Origin of the sequence: Acetobacteroides hydrogenigenes, from assembly GCF_004340205.1 — a bacterium.
GTDB classification, from domain to species: domain Bacteria; phylum Bacteroidota; class Bacteroidia; order Bacteroidales; family ZOR0009; genus Acetobacteroides; species Acetobacteroides hydrogenigenes.
Genome location: NZ_SLWB01000011.1, coordinates 103,264 through 118,734 on the forward strand (window position 1 = coordinate 103,264; position 15,471 = coordinate 118,734).

Annotated in this window: 12 protein-coding genes; 3 read left to right on the forward strand and 9 right to left on the reverse strand. The window is 46.8% G+C overall.

The annotated features are described in order from the left end of the window. Nucleotides 1–47 precede the first annotated feature (47 nt). From CLV25_RS11495 to gldF, 5 genes are all read right to left on the reverse strand, one after another. Nucleotides 48–860: an HAD family hydrolase gene (locus CLV25_RS11495; RefSeq protein ID WP_131839799.1), complete on the reverse strand. Its 813-nt coding sequence runs from the start codon at nucleotides 858–860 to the stop codon at nucleotides 48–50. A 446-nt stretch (nucleotides 861–1,306) separates the two neighbouring features. Next, nucleotides 1,307–2,437, reverse strand: coding sequence for a DNA polymerase III subunit beta (gene dnaN, locus CLV25_RS11500; RefSeq protein ID WP_131839800.1), 1,131 nt, complete (start codon nucleotides 2,435–2,437; stop codon nucleotides 1,307–1,309). A gap of 88 nt (nucleotides 2,438–2,525) precedes the next feature. Then, nucleotides 2,526–3,515 (reverse strand): hypothetical protein, encoded by a 990-nt coding sequence (locus CLV25_RS11505; protein WP_131839801.1) that lies wholly within the window; start codon nucleotides 3,513–3,515, stop codon nucleotides 2,526–2,528. A gap of 59 nt (nucleotides 3,516–3,574) precedes the next feature. After that, the gene (gldG, locus tag CLV25_RS11510) at nucleotides 3,575–5,287 is read right to left on the reverse strand and encodes a gliding motility-associated ABC transporter substrate-binding protein GldG (protein WP_165877072.1); all 1,713 of its coding nucleotides are present in this window, start codon (nucleotides 5,285–5,287) and stop codon (nucleotides 3,575–3,577) included. Nucleotides 5,288–5,294: 7 nt separating this feature from the next. Further along, nucleotides 5,295–6,029 (reverse strand): gliding motility-associated ABC transporter permease subunit GldF, encoded by a 735-nt coding sequence (gldF, locus tag CLV25_RS11515; RefSeq protein ID WP_131839803.1) that lies wholly within the window; start codon nucleotides 6,027–6,029, stop codon nucleotides 5,295–5,297. A 290-nt stretch (nucleotides 6,030–6,319) separates the two neighbouring features. On the opposite strand from gldF, the gene CLV25_RS11520 reads away from it, so the two are divergent. Continuing rightward, nucleotides 6,320–6,997: a hypothetical protein gene (locus tag CLV25_RS11520; protein WP_131839804.1), complete on the forward strand. Its 678-nt coding sequence runs from the start codon at nucleotides 6,320–6,322 to the stop codon at nucleotides 6,995–6,997. Nucleotides 6,998–7,116: 119 nt separating this feature from the next. Here the strand turns inward: CLV25_RS11520 and CLV25_RS11525 are convergent, their stop codons facing one another. Both CLV25_RS11525 and CLV25_RS11530 read right to left on the reverse strand, forming a co-directional pair. Beyond that, a complete protein-coding gene (locus tag CLV25_RS11525) occupies nucleotides 7,117–8,649 on the reverse strand; it encodes a M20/M25/M40 family metallo-hydrolase (protein ID WP_131839805.1) in 1,533 nt (510 codons plus the stop codon). Between the two features lie 239 nt (nucleotides 8,650–8,888). Further along, nucleotides 8,889–9,695 (reverse strand): alpha/beta hydrolase, encoded by an 807-nt coding sequence (locus CLV25_RS11530; RefSeq protein WP_131839806.1) that lies wholly within the window; start codon nucleotides 9,693–9,695, stop codon nucleotides 8,889–8,891. Nucleotides 9,696–10,648: 953 nt separating this feature from the next. On the opposite strand from CLV25_RS11530, the gene CLV25_RS11535 reads away from it, so the two are divergent. Together CLV25_RS11535 and CLV25_RS11540 are read left to right on the forward strand one after the other, a co-directional pair. Next, nucleotides 10,649–11,368: a hypothetical protein gene (locus tag CLV25_RS11535; protein ID WP_131839807.1), complete on the forward strand. Its 720-nt coding sequence runs from the start codon at nucleotides 10,649–10,651 to the stop codon at nucleotides 11,366–11,368. 187 nt (nucleotides 11,369–11,555) lie between these two features. Further along, entirely contained in the window at nucleotides 11,556–12,257 is a 702-nt protein-coding gene (locus tag CLV25_RS11540) for a hypothetical protein (protein WP_131839808.1), read from the forward strand. Between the two features lie 696 nt (nucleotides 12,258–12,953). On the opposite strand, the gene ilvA is transcribed toward CLV25_RS11540, so the two are convergent. Together ilvA and ilvC are read right to left on the reverse strand one after the other, a co-directional pair. Then, nucleotides 12,954–14,222 carry a threonine ammonia-lyase gene (gene ilvA / locus CLV25_RS11545; protein ID WP_131839809.1) on the reverse strand — a complete coding sequence of 423 codons (1,269 nt, stop codon included), beginning with the start codon at nucleotides 14,220–14,222 and terminating at the stop codon, nucleotides 12,954–12,956. A gap of 171 nt (nucleotides 14,223–14,393) precedes the next feature. After that, nucleotides 14,394–15,440, reverse strand: coding sequence for a ketol-acid reductoisomerase (gene ilvC / locus CLV25_RS11550; protein ID WP_131839810.1), 1,047 nt, complete (start codon nucleotides 15,438–15,440; stop codon nucleotides 14,394–14,396). Nucleotides 15,441–15,471: the final 31 nt, after the last annotated feature.

Genomic DNA, 15,471 nt, shown 5'->3' on the forward strand with positions numbered 1-15,471 from the left:
TTGCTTATATTTTACGAGCATCGGCGGCAGCTACCATGCCAAAAATGCTACTGTTGATTAAAAAACAGGCTAACCGCCTGCGAAAAGCCTGAGCTAGATGCATCGGCCACCACCCTATGCTGCTGCCTAAGCTGCTCGGGAGCGTTGGCCACCACGTAGCTGTTGGGCGTAAAATCGAGCATATCCACATCGTTAAAGTCGTTCCCCAGCACCATTACATCTTTGGGCAAGACATTGAGCTTAGAGGCCAACATTTCCAGCGCATGGCCCTTCGACACATTCTTGTCGAACACCTCTACCCACATATTTTCGCCGTTGATGGGCGATGTGGTTCGGATAACCTTAAAATCGGGAAGGCTGGCAGCAATTCGCTCGAAACGATCCAGATCGGGTTCAATAAAGGCCAGCGCCTGGCACGACTCGGGATACTCATCAGCCCCTAAAGGAAAGCAGTAGTCGGGGTAGTGCCGCATGCGCTCGTGGAAGTCGGATACGGGATTTTCGGTAGCCGAGTAGTAAAAGTGGTGCGTATCGGGAACCGGCTTGTGCAGCATAAAGTCGAGGTTATGACGCGTAAGCTCCGTTACCAGATGCTTAACCCGATTCGAGGATAGCTGAGCGCTAAAAATGATTTCACCTGTTCGCCAATCCATAACGCCAACACCTGTTGAAAAAATGAGGTAGTCGATAGGAAACGTGCGGGGGATATTCCTCAGAATGGCGTAGAACGACCGCCCTGTTGCAACAACACGAACTACTCCCCTATTGCCAAGCATCCTAAGGGTATCTAAGTCCTTCCTAGACACCTTTCCTCCATTAGGAAGAAGCGTTCCATCGAGATCGGTTGCTACAATTTTCATCGACTAATAGATTTTAGACATTAGACGTTAGACATTAGATTTTGGATCAACGTTGTTAGCTATGCTCTACATTCAATAAGGGCTGTCATTCCTGGCTAGTCCCGGAATATAGAAAAGAAATCCAATAGATTCTAAAAAGCCCCCGCTTCTCGGGATTTCTGCTTTGCTACAACCTTCGGGCTACTCATTAAATCCCGTGACAAGCACGCGATGACACTCCGAGAGCAAGCAATTCCTTAACTAAACGAGCAGGGTATAGCGCCATGATTATGCATTCTCTATTTTCGTTAACGTCCCTTTCAACTTCCGTATAACTCCGGTATAACTCCCGTTTAACTTCTTCCTTATAGAAATAAAAAATCCAAAAGGATTACTTGCAACTTACCAGCTTTTGCCTGTAAAATCAAATAACCCTTTTGGATATTTAGGTATCTTAAGAAGCCTGTCTATGCGTTAATCATCATAGGCATTAGCAGCATAAGCGTATCGTCGAATTCGCCAACTTGGGTAGTCGGAAGGATCAAGCCTGCACGTGATGGATCAGCAAGTTCCAAAACCACCTCTTCGCTTTCGATATTTGCAAGAATTTCGGAAAGGAAGGTTGATTTGAAGCCAATCTCCATATCGTCGCCCTCGTACTGACAGCTAAGGCGCTCGATAGCCGAAATCGAAAAGTCTAGGTCTTGCGCCGAAACGGTAAGCTGGTTGCCGTTTATTTTAAGCTTGATAAGGTTGCTGGCCTGGTTAGAGCAAACCGACACGCGACGAACGCAGTTAAGCAGTTCTGCCCTATCAATGGTAAGCCTATTAGGGTTATTGGTTGGGATTACCGAGTTGTAGGCAGGGTAGGTTCCTTCCACCAAGCGGCATACCAGCTTAAAGTTAGTAAGGGTAAACGAAGCATTCTTAGAGTCGAATGCAACAGCAACATCGTTAGATTCCTTAGCCAAAAGTGCCTTTAGCAGGTTGGCTGGCTTCTTAGGAAGAATAAACGAGGCAGCCCCCGAAGGATGAACATCGGTTCTCTTGTAGCGAACCAGCTTATGAGCATCCGAAGCAACAAAGGTTGCCGATTCGGTATCGAAGTCGATGTTGATACCGTTCATTACCGGACGAAGCTCGTCGTCGGCAGTAGCAAACACGGTTTTGGTAATACCATCGAGAAGGGCATCGGGGTTGATGCCAACCTCAAACTTCGACTCCTCCTTAATAAGTGGGACTGTGGGAAAATCCTCGGCGCTAGCACCAGGGATGTTGAACTTACCCTTTTCCCAGCTAATCTCTACATCGAGATTCTCAGGGTTTACGATAAATGTAAGAGGTTGCTCAGGAAACTCCTTCAAGGTGTCGGTCAACAGCTTTGCAGGAATAGCAATATCCCCCTCTTCCACCACATTCTCAATATGGAGGGTGGTTTCCATGGTGGATTCCAAATCGGAAGCAGTAACCTTAAGCTCGTTGTTGTGGAGCATAAACAAGAAGTTGTCCAAAATAGGAAGCGTATTCTTGCTATTAATCACCCTGCTGATAAGCTGTAGGTGGCTCAAGAGTTCGGTGCTGGATACTACGAATTTCATTCCTTAATTATTTAATTTTCAAAAGTATTTTCTTTTGCACTTTAGAATTCAAGTATACAAAAAAAAGGGGTAGATGCTACCCCTTTCCCTAATTAGTTATTAAAAAGAAATGAACATCCTGCAAAAGAATGTCGTAATCTACCCAGTTTGCCATTACAACCTGCTTGTCGCCATCGAAAATCACGTAAAGCTTATCGCGGTCGTACTTAAGCGGTCGGCCGTAGGCGTCGTACTCGTCGCCAACAGGCATCAGGTATAGCTTAAACACCTCAGACTTGCCATCGACCGATGCGATGCTGATAATAGCCTCCGGCTCGGAAAGCACCAACGTGCGCAGCTCAAACTCATCCATTTTAACCAGTTGCTTAAAGCCCAGCTCCCTATATAGCGAAAGGTAGAAGTCAAGCTGCTCTGCGTTGAAATCGGGAACCTCCTGCTGCTTGTATATGTCGTATAGATGAAAGTTGCCGTCCGTCCCTCGGAATAGCTTAAAACTGCGCTGAGGCTTTGTCAAGTTATCCACCGTGATGGATACGATATCGCTCGGCATAAGCGAAAGCAGCAAATTCTGATGCCATTCGGCTGGATTTACCGACAGCGTAGATGCAGGGCTGTAGTTAGAACCCGGTATTTGAAGCAGATATATCTTAGCCTTACCATCTACAACACCAATTGAGCCTATACTGGGATTCGGAAACTCCGCAACTCTAAACTTGGTAGCAACCCGTCCATCGGCCTCAGCTGTTATGGTGTAGCCTTCGTCCAGCGCCAAAGCCGCATCCTTTCTAACTTTTCTCGGTAGCGGCATTTTTACCTCAACATTTTCGAGGAAGTAGAGTAGCTGCTGAATCATCATTGGCTTTACCTCTCCTTTCCCATTTACGAACCAAACGCCATTACGCTTTTCGAGAACCACGCTAGAGGTATCCTTTTCTATCACGATTCGCGTAAGCGAATTAACATCTTTAACGGCAAAACCCTTAGAGCTGGTAATAATGTCGGTGTATAAGTAAGCCGCAACAAAGCCCGCCCCTAAAACAACAATAAAAATCGATATCCAAACTATCCTTTTCGACATGAATGAGAATTAAAAGATTACTACACTCGGCAGTGCATAAGCAACACCTCTAGCCTAACCTACCTTGCATACCTCCTCTTACGGAGCATGATAAATACAACACCAAAAACTACCAACAGCAGCATAGGAATAGCCGTATTAATAGCAATCCACAGGCTACGCTGGGTGTAAATCTTGCTTTTATCGAGCATACGGATAACCATTTCGCGGTTACGTATCTGCATAAGCCCAGTATCATCATTAAGGTAGCTGATTACGTTCAGCAGGAAGTCCTTATTGCCAAACTGCTGATTCATGTACTTATCGAAGCCTAACGGATAAGGCATTACGCCATCAGCACGTCTTGTAACGTCGTTGCGGATGATGTCACCATCGGCAACTACCACCATTTTAGTCGGGTTACTTTTGCCAACCAAGGGCTTTCCATTAGCAACAACACCGGGTACCATCCGGTTTTGGAAGGCCGAAGTAAATTGTCCTTCGAGCAGCATAGCCACCGGTGCCCATGCACGGTTGAAGTCGCCGGGCTTAAACTTGCGCGTTACCTGAGCAAGGCTTACCATAACCGGCGCCTGAATCTCGCGAGCGTACTGCGAGGTACCAAGCAGCACTGTCTTCTTTATATCATGCCCTACCCCTACGGTATCTATGCTTGAAGGGTACTTGGAGTATACCACATTCAGATTTTTGGTAATGATATTATCATCAGGAGCGTTGAGCAGCGGGTAGTAGTACCAAGGTGATGGAACAAACTGTGGTTGAGCGCCCGGCACGGCCATATTCACCGGTATTAGTATGCTTTGCGCATCCTGCAGCACGGTTGGGTTTATGCGCACGCCGTACTTAAAGAGTTGATCGTCGAGGTTATGCTCGTTAACAAGACCAAAGGTAACCTCTCCTGTAGCCAAGCTATCGTCGTTCACTGTTACCGCATCGATAAACCATGCTACCTTACCACCGCGCATGATGTACTGGTCGAGAACCAGCTTGTCGGCCTCACTCCACTTCTTTAGCGGCTTAGCAATAATAGCAGTCGAGAAGCCATCGAGCGCCCCCATACGGCCACGAATGGAAACGGAGTCGATATTAAAGCGCTCGGAAAGCACCTGAAGGGCTCCCTGCGCATGAAGGGCATCAAGTTCGTCGTGACCCTGAATGAAGGCAATCTTGGGTAGTTCCTTCTTCATGATCATATCGATAGCCGATATGAAGCTGTACTCCAAGTTTTGAACGCCGATGGTAATAGCCTCTTCTGGGTTAACCCTCGAATTGCTGGTAAGCAGGTTTATGCCGATCTCGTAGCCATTGTAGCTTACGATAGCACCAGGGAATAGCGTTCGCTGGTTTATGCCGCCTTCGGCATTTTTCTCCTGAACGTTAACCGGGCGTAGCCCCTTTTTATAGAGTTCCTCGTAAAGGGCGTTCTGCTTTTTCCCTCCTTCGGCAGCAGGATTGACGAACTCGTACTGAAGGTTTCCTCCGCTGTAGGCCGAAAGTTCATCGAGCATCTCCTTTACGGAGCGTTTCATCTTTTTAAAGGCAATGGGCATATCGCCATCGAGGTATACCTTAACGTATACCACATCCTTCACCTGTTTTAGCTTATCCTTGGTAACCTGCGAGAGCGTAAAGCGGCTATCGGAGGTAAGATCGAGGCGAAAATATAGAAATGATGCCACTAGATTTACGGCCAGCACTGCACCCAGAAAAAGGGCTAGCGTCTTAAGCGATTTGGCTTTTTGTCCGCTTGATATTATGAATAGCTTCTTCATTTTATCCCTATTTCCAGTTTCGTGATTGTACCTTGAGCATCGTAGCATAGACGAACACCGCAATGGCGCTAACGAAGTAGATCACATCGCGCGAATCGATTACCCCCTTGCTCATCGACTTGTAGTGCTCGTTGATTCCAAAACTCACTACAATGCTGTCGACCGATTTGAGGAAAGGGAAAGATGCCAGCGAATCGAAGCCAATGTACATGAACAGGCAAAGCACCGCAGCCAGAATAAACGACACGATTTGGTTGTCGGTAAGCGACGAAGAGAATACGCCAATTGCCGCGTATACGGCCGCTAAGAAGAACAGCCCAATAAACGATCCCCACATGGCTCCCATATCAACATTGCCAACGGGGTTGGCCAGCTGGTATACCGAAAAGAGGTAGATGAGCGTGGGTATTAACGCTATCAGCACCAGCACCACCGCACCTAGGAACTTACCGCCCACCAGCTGTAGGTCGGTAAGCGGACGGGTAAGCAGCAGTTCCACCGTTCCGGTTTTCTTCTCCTCGGCAAACATGCGCATGGTAACCGCAGGCACCAGCAGCAGAAACACCCAGGGGGCTATAAAGAAGAGCGTATCGAGCGAGGCAAATCCTCCATCGATAACGTTGTACTCGCCGGGTGATACCCACATAAACCAGCTGGTAATAGCCAAGAATATGCCTACAGCCACATACCCGGTAATGGTAGAAAAGAACGTGCTAATCTCCTTAAATAGAATACTACGCATTACTTAATAAATTTTACCTGCAAAAGTAGCATCTTATCGCTATTGGTGCAGGCTACATCCTTTAATAATGGATAAAAAACAGGTGTTGTTGTTTGAATCTACAGTAAATCCTACACTTCTATAAACCTACCCCAAAACACCTCTTATGCCTCTTTATGTGGTAAAGCACTATCAAAATGCCATAAATACATATTTAAGCTATAAATAACACAACGGAAAAATTCAACGCAACAAAAATTCGCTAATTTTAAAACCAATAAACACTAATTTCAACTAAAACAGAAACAACTATGAACAAATTCGCTTTAGTTACTATTTTCTTTTCGATTCTACTTCTTAAGGACATTTCTTTGAATGCTCAAAACATTAAAATTAAGTTTCCCCCCGGATACAATGTGATCGTTCAAGGGGAAAGGATTCCTGGAGTTACAGGCTCTCAATACCTTTCAGAAGAATGGACCAAAGGTCGAATAACTTTAAATGACGGAAATTATATAGACTCTATTGATCTTCGTTTAAACGCATATAAAAATGAGATGCACTATCTCGACAAAGGAATCGAATATTCGATTAGTACTCCTAAAAACATCAAAGAGATAATAATCAGCAATAGAAAATTCATTTATAGTCCCTACATAGAAGGGTCTACAATTTTGTATAGCTACTTTGAAGTTTTGGCTGAAGGCAAAACAGATCTTCTAGCTCTACACTACATAATAAGAAAACCGTCAAGTTACAATCAGGCCTTAGATTATGGAGAAAAAAATGATCGGTTGGTTCTAAGCGAAAAATACTTTATAAGAAGAGGCAACACTGTCATTGAGCATGATAAAAAAGGGAAAAACCTAATGGAATTGGCAGGAATTAAAGGTGATCAAATAAAAACCAAGATCAAAGAAGATAATTTATCTCTCAAAAAAAAGGAAGATTTAATCAAACTTGTAACGTATGCCAATACGCTAAACTAGCATCATTAAACAGCAAAATAACAAGGGCGATTGGTAGAAACCTCTCCAATCGCCCTTGTTCTCTTACTATACCAAAACGCCTTCTATTGCATAATCAGGACAAACTATAAACAGATGCATTACCTTGTTGAGAAGCGCACCAGATTCAGAAAGCCCAGCTGAGCAACCTTCTGCAGCTTCCGGTAGTCAATCTTATCGGGCGTATCGTTGGGCGTGTGGTAGTCGTCGTGAAAAGCGGCCATCCATCCTATGAACGGAACGCCATGAACGGAAAACGGACCATGGTCGCTACGGCTACCGGGGCCACCCAGCGACGCACGAGAGCGTAGGCTAAGGATATTGCCCATCTCGGCATTCGTCTTCTCGGTAATCTCTTTAATCGAAGGCTGCTTCTCGTAGTAGAAGAAGTAGGCTTCGCGGCTAAGCGTATCCTTGGGGTACGAGCGGCCAATCATATCGTAGTTAATGTAGAGCTGCGTTTTATCCATGGCGATGTAGGGGTTGCGGCTGTAGTAGGTCGATCCCCAAAGCCCCTTCTCCTCGCAGGTCCAAAGGCCAAACACGATGCTCACCTTAGGCTTAATGCCCGACTCCTTTAGCGCCTTTGCTATGGTTAGCACCCCAACGGTTCCCGAGGCATTATCGTCGGCACCAGGGAATAGCGTGCTGCCCCACAAGCCGTAGTGGTCGTAGTGCGCCCCAACAACGATGCAGCGGGTGGTATCCTCGCCAGGAATAACGCCTACCACATTGCGCACCTTGCAGAGCTCGCCTCCAGAAACATCGCCCGTTACCTTGATGCGCACTTTTAGGGGCGCCGCTTTGGCCGATACGTAGCTAGGCGCTTTATCTGCATTAACGCCAACCGAGCCAAGAGCAGCACGAAGAAAAACGCTCGAAAGGTTGAAGGCCACAGGCGCTACCGATGTCGAATCGTTGGGCAAGGCCAGGATATCATCGGCAACGCTACGAGCCTTCCCGATGTAAGGAACGGTATTGGCTAGCTCCGAACCATTGGTGATGTACACAACTGCAGCAGCCCCACGACGCTTGGCCTCGCTGGTGGCATTATCCAGAATATCCTGCTTTTGCTTTGGGGTAAGCGTCTTCGACTTAAAGATGTCCGTTTTAAGGATCTCCTCGCCGTAAGGGAAGAGCACAATTACCTTACCCCTAACATCTACCTTACCGTAGCTATCAAGGCCAAACTCTGGAAGGTATAGCCCATAACCAGCATAAACCGCATCACCATCGATGCGGAAGCTGTTGAGCACCCTGCGGCTTTTGATGTAGTAGTCGACATTAGGCGTTGGCATAAAGGTGCTGCCCCCAAAGGCAATCTCCATAGCCTCGTTTTGGGGATGCGAATATCTTACAAGATTGAAGCTTTGAAAGTAGCTCTTAGCATCGCCGGCAGGCTGAATGCCGTACACGCCAAACATCGATGCGATGTAGTCCGACGCAAGCACCGCTCCCTTCTCGGTAGAGTAGCGCCCCTCCATTAAGGGCGAAGCCAGGAAGTCTAGCGGAGCCTTCAAGGCATTAACGGTTATGGCATCGAGCCCGCGCTGCTCGGCAGGCGACTGGGCCAGCAGCGGCTCTCCAAACAGCAGCAAGCCAAGCGCAAGTAGTGCAGTAGTACGTTTCTTCATCGGTTAGGTTTATTTTTGCGCGGGGGAGGTCCCACATAAAACGGACGCGCCCCCTTGCCTATTTTTCACCTTTAGACGATGCGAGCGCGAAAACCTTGCGGTGCAGCCCCGCAAAAAACGTACGAACGGATCGCCGTCGAGCGAAGGAACTGGCCCCTGCGAAGCATAGGCTCAGCACAAACGCTTACCGATTAAGGCCTGCTGCTGCTACCCTAACAGAAGGATGTCGCCCCGCCAGCTCATCTTCTACTCGCAAAGATGCTCCCAAGCTCCCTTACGAATTCCCGTTCCCACTTCAGCCGCTCGTGCCCTCCGTCGTAGACGATTGCCGTATAGCGGTACTTTTGCTTTTTCAGCCGTTTTACCAGCGCCTGGTATTTATCCATCGCAAAATCCTCGTTGCTGCCGTAGGCGATATGCAGCGTGGGCGAAATATTGGGCCTCCACTTAATGCTTTTTACCTTCTCGCCTAAGGGCGAAAAGCAGATAAGCTCCGAGAAGAGCTCGGGATGTATCCTACTTAGCGTGATCCCAAAGCCGGCCCCGTTGGAGGCGCCGTAAAAGAACCGGCTGCTCCGCTCCTTCGATACTGAGTAGCGCTTTTCGATATACGGAATCAGCTCCTCCGCAAAGAAGCCAATATGGTTGACGAACAAATCCTTTAGCTTCGGATCATCAGCCGATCCCATTGTCTCCACGTACTCATAGTGCCTGTAGGATAAGTTAACGGGTACAGGTTTCTCATTCGAATAAGCGCCCGCTAGAATAATGGGCGGAATAATTTTACGGTCAATCAGCGAATCGAGCAGCACCCTATAGCGCCCATCGGTAATCATTTGCCCATCGGTGGCAAATACGACCGGATACGGAACCGAATCCGAATAATCTTTCGGGAGGTAAATGCAGATGACGCGAGGCTCGTTCATGTAGCGGCTTTGCAGGGTATCGATAAGGAACTTCGATCCTCCCCCAAGGCCTTGCGCGTAGCCTGCCGATACGAGTAGCGCAGTAAACGCCAGCATCAATGAATACTTCAATTTTTTCATAGTATTATGTTTGTAGAGTTTTCTGATGTAGCTGTATAATGATAATAACCCTCTGCCCCGCTAAGCATAGGCTCTGCCCTTGTTTGGCAAAGGCTGTTGCCTTTCGTCAGTACTAACATTGCAGGCTATCGCCCATAGCCGAACACCGGCGCAACGCTTAGCGGCCCGTACGGCCGGCCGTAAATGTAGCAAGAAAAGCTTTCAGCTAAGCACCCTCAACCCGCTATTCTACGGGGTGGCAGGCCAGCGCTAGGGAGCACCGCAGGTTCGGGTGGCTTTTTAGGAGGTAGTAGAGTAACTGGCGGTAAAAGTTTATTAGCTAACATTTAATTATTGCTTGCAGGTGAAAATACATTTTATAACTTAGCTGCCATCACCTTATTTAGATCATACATATATGCCATTAGCTACACGTTTAGAAAATAGGCTTTCTTCTTCCGCTGCCGCAGCAAGGCGGGTCGGAGCCTTCGCCGAGGCGGCAAGCTCGGTTTCGGCAAGGGCGCATTCCATTTCGGGAGCGCCAAGGTTCGTTTCGCTACTGGCAACCTTCTTTTCGGTGCAGCCAAGCTTAGCTTCGGGGCACCCGCATCAATTTCCGTTCAGCTAGGATTCATTTCGTTGCAGTCGAGCTTGATTTCGGAGCAGCCAGGCTTTATTTCGGAAGCATCAAACGTCATTTCGTCAGCGTCACATGTCATTGCGTCATGTTCAAGCTTTATTTCGGAGCATCCAAGCTTCATTTCGGAAGCGCCAAACGTCATTTCGTCAGCATCACATGTCATTGCGTCATGTTCAAGCTTCGTTTCGGAGCAGCCAAGCTTCATTTCGGAGGCGACAGGGTTCGTTTCGCTGTTGCCATGCCCCTATGCTAGCGCCTAACTCAGAAAAGCAAACCGGCAGTCGGCCTTCTTTCTTCGGGTAGCTGCCTATACTATAACCTAAACTATATGATTATGCAGAAGAAAACCGCAAACTCAGTACGAATGCTTAAGTCCACCTCGCTGGTGCTTGGGCAAAATCAGGCAAAATGGGCTACGTCGGTAGTTCTAGCCAAGTCGGTACCTTCCTACATGGAGATTGTCGGTATGATAGACGATGCCGCCGTAGATGCGGATAAGGATATACTGGCAGCGGCCATCACCAAAAACGAAACCAGAGATAACCTAGAGGAGGAGCTTTTCCTCTGCTGCTCTGGGCTGATTTCGATTGCCAACTACGAAAAGAATGCGGAATTGGCTCAGGCGGTAAAGCACACGGAGTCGAGCTTGGAGAAGATGAAGGACGATCAGCTAATAACCACCGGAAAAACGGTGCTCGCCTTGGCGAAGGCTAACGCGAAGAAGCTAGAGGACTACGGGTATATGGCTGCGGATATCACAGCGCTCGAAACCCTAATCGGACAGTTTACAGCTGTGCAGGCAACGCCTCGCAGCGAGGAGTCTACCCGCGTTGCGGCTAAAATGTCGATGAACGAGATTATCCGTAAGGCCAAGGAGCTGCTCACCGATCAGATCGACCATCAGATGGAGCTTATGCGCCGCCGCGAGCCCGAGTTCTACAACGCTTACCAGTCGGCCCGTAAGATTATTGACATCGGCGTACGCCACGAGAAGAAGGAGAAAACCCTAAAGGCCGAAGGGGAACGTCAAAATCCCGAAGCGGATACCGAGTAAAAGGAGCCTCATAGCAAAGTGCCTCTTTCTCTTATGCTGCTACTTGCAGTAAGGTTCTGAACAATTTGTACAAAAGCTATTCAGCACATTACAAATCGCACTTTGAAAAAACAGCATAAAAACAAAATACTTTGTTGCAAAAGTTGACAATCAATCCATAATTTCATCAACAAAATCAAAAACAATCATGAAAAAACTTGTGCTATTTTCTTTTCTATTAGCAAGTTTCTCTTTAAACGGTTTTTTCACATACTCACAAACCGTTGCCGTAATAAGACCCAATGTCGACGTTGCATTTCCTCCGGGTAGCAATATAATTGTTAAAGGCGAAAATATAATTGGTGTTGACGGGTCTCAATATCTTTCTGAAGAGTGGACAAAAGGTAATATTACAATGAATAATGGTACTATAATTGATTCCATAGATCTTCGATTAAATGCATATAAAAAAGAGATGCACTACTTATACAAAGATGTTGAGTATTCAATTAACTCTCCTGAAAGTATTAGAGAGGTAAAAATGGGAAATAGGAAGTTTATCTACAGCTCTTATAAAACGGATAAGAACGACATCTCAAAAAACTATTTTGAAGTTCTAGCAGAAGGAAAAGCAAGCCTCCTAGTTTTATATTACATCAAGAGAATTAGTTCAAACTATAATGTTGTTCTAGACGTTGGTAATAGGAATGACCAATTAGAATTAAATGAAAAATACTTTATTACTATTGGAAATTCTATCATTGAAATTGACAAAAAAGGTAAAAGCATATTTGACAACCTAGGAGATAAAAGCGATCTTCTAAAAAAACGAATAAAGGAGGAAGATCTATCGTTTAAGAAAAAAGAAGATTTGATTAAGATAGTATCCTATATGAACGAGATTAATTAAATCTTTCATCAACTTGTAAAAAAGCGATTTGAAACATTTCAGATCGCTTTTTTATTTCATTCGCATCGTATACTAATTTTACGGGATAAGCCGTATATCAGACAACAGCAATGGGTCTGAATCCCAAAGAAGCCTATCTCCAAGCGTCAGACTATTTGCCTTGGTTATACCAATCGTACTAGGCAAATCATAGAGAGAATAAATAACCATCAAGCACCATCCTTAACCAAGTATAGCACTCCTTAAATAACTATTAGTCAAGCCAAACGTTTCTTAGATGGTTATACAAAGAAGCTAATAAGAATAGGAGGCTGCGTTGAAAGATGATGTTTCTTGTATTCATTGTTTTTAATCCAGGCCGTTTTAAAAAGATCTTTCAATGCAGCCTTTTTTGTTGCTCCTTGAATTCAAAAAAAGCGAAAGCTGCACCTCCGACCAACCTCCCCTTTGGCGGATATGCAGCTTTCTTATGAGCCGTAGAAGCATGTTCTAGGGCTTTTTTGTTGTTTGTTACAGCTTCAGCACAGAGTCTCAGAGATCACAGAGCAGCACGGAGGCTTTTATCCAAAACATGTTGAGAATAGCATCCTTCTAATCCCGCTAAGGAGGGATGTCGCTACGCTCCACTTCTTTTAACTTCAAATCTATTCCGTTTAACTCCCGTTTATTTCCGTATAACTTCGTGCTATTTACAGATCATACAATCAGTTCAAACAGATGCGGGCTATCGTTAAGGTACTCGCCAAAGTAGCGAGCAGCTTTCATGCGTTGGAGCAACGGCTCAAAGTCATCCTGATCCTTGAGCTCAATCCCCACCACAGCTGGCCCCTTCTCGCGATTGGTCTTCTTGCTGTACTGGAAGTGGGTGATATCGTCGTTAGGCCCAAGAATGTGCTCTACGAAGTACCTTAGCGCCCCGGCACGTTGCGGAAAACGAATTACGAAGTAGTGCTTAAGCCCCTCGTGCAGCAGCGAACGCTCCTTGATCTCCTCCATGCGGGTGATATCGTTGTTGCTTCCGCTAAGGATGCACACCACGTTTTTACCTGCAATTTCGGGGGCAAGGTAGTCGAGCGCAGCAACCGAAAGCGCTCCGGCAGGCTCCACTACAATGGCATCGTCGTTGTATAGCGAGAGCATGGTGGTGCACACCTTACCTTCGGGTACGTTAACCACCCGATGGATGCTATTAAAGCATACGCCAAAAGTCAAATCGCCGATACGCTTAACGGCAGCGCCATCCACAAAGGTTTCAATCTCGTCAACCGTTACGGGCATCTTCTCCTCTATCGCCCTTCGGAGCGAGGGTGCGCCTTCGGGTTCAACGGCAATAATCTTTACGTTGGGATGCAGCTGCTGCATCACCCCAATTATCCCCGATATTAGGCCACCGCCTCCAACAGGTACAACGATGTAGTCGATACTTTCGCTGCAATCCTCAAAGATTTCGAGGCCAACGGTAGCCTGCCCCTCAATCACCTTCGCATCGTCGAAGGGATGGATAAACTGCGCCTTATGCTCTTGGCAAAAGGCTACGGCAGCAGCAAGGCTATCGTCGAAGGTGTCGCCAACGATGCGTACGTCCACAAACTCGCCTCCAAACATCCGCACCTTTTTTACCTTCTGCTTGGGTGTTGGCTCGGGCATAAAAATGGTTCCCTTAACCTTTAGAGCGCTGCACGAATAAGCTACACCTTGTGCATGATTACCTGCGCTTGCGCATACTACCCCGTTAGCCAACTCGTCGCTGCCCAGGCTGACAATCTTATTGTAGGCACCGCGCAGCTTGTACGATCGGACGGGCTGCAAATCCTCCCGTTTTAGAAGAACATTAGCCTTGTACCGCTTCGAAAGCTGCATGTTTGGCACCAAAGGGGTACGAACAGCAACACCCGAAAGTCGCTGTTTGGCGTCGAGTACATCATCAATAGTTGGAACCCAAGTTAGGGTTGGTGCCGCTGTCATAATTTGTCATTTGCGGTTGATACTAAAAGCGTAAAATTTTCCAAAATACGGACCTGCATAAATTAACGGCACGTTATTCCCTCCTTTGGAGGGAATTGTACGCCACTTATACAGTGAGAATAATTCCTGAAACGTTGACCTCAAGAATCATTCTCTTTATGTTATTACTACTTACGCATTCTCCGGACGAAGTCCGCGAACTGTTTTCCCTGTTTTCCAAAGTTCGCTCTCGCGGATTTCGGCTAGCTCCTTAGCAAGCGATTCGCGGTAGTCGGGACGGCGAGCTGCGTCTATTGCTATTGCTGCTTCCTTACCTTCCTTTACGCTTTGGTATAGGTCCTCGAATACCGGACGGGTAGCCTCGCGGAACTTATGGCGCCAGTCGAGCGCACCACGCTGAGCGGTAACCGATGTGTTGGCGTACATCCAGTCCATACCATTCTCGGCAACCAGCGGCATAAGGCTTTGGGTTAACTCCTCGACGGTTTCATTGAATGCCTCCGATGGAGTGTGACCATTTTCGCGAAGAACAGCGTACTGCGCCTCGAAGATTCCGGCAATAGCCCCCATAAGTACGCCACGCTCGCCAGTAAGATCGGAGTAAACCTCGCGCCTAAAGTCGGTTTCGAAGAGGTATCCTGATCCAACTCCAACACCGTAGGCAATTACCTTATCGTATGCTTTTCCGGTAGCATCTTGGTAGATAGCGTAGCTGGAATTTAACCCTTTACCCTGTTGGAACAGGCGACGAAGCGATGTTCCCGACCCCTTTGGAGCAACCAAAACAACATCAACATCTGCAGCTGGAACGATTCCGGTTTGATCGTTAAAGGTGATGCCGAAACCGTGCGAAAAGCCTAGGGTTTTACCTGCAGTAAGATGCTTCTTAACGGTAGCCCAACCATCAATCTGACCACCATCGGAAAGAAGGAACTGAATATAGGTTGCCCTCTTGCATGCCTCCTCGATATCGAACAAATCTTTTCCAGGAACCCAACCATCAGCAATAGCCTTAGTCCAGCTGGCCGACTCCTTACGCTGACCTACGATTACGTTAAAGCCATTATCACGAAGGTTCAGCGCCTGTCCGGGTCCTTGAACGCCATAGCCAAGAATAGCTACAGTATCGTTCTTTAATACCTCTAATGCCTTCTCTAAAGGAAACTCTGCGCGGGTTACTACGTTCTCTTCTACTCCACCGAAATTAAGTAATGCCATTTTATGCTCTTTTTAAGTTGTTTCTAAAAAT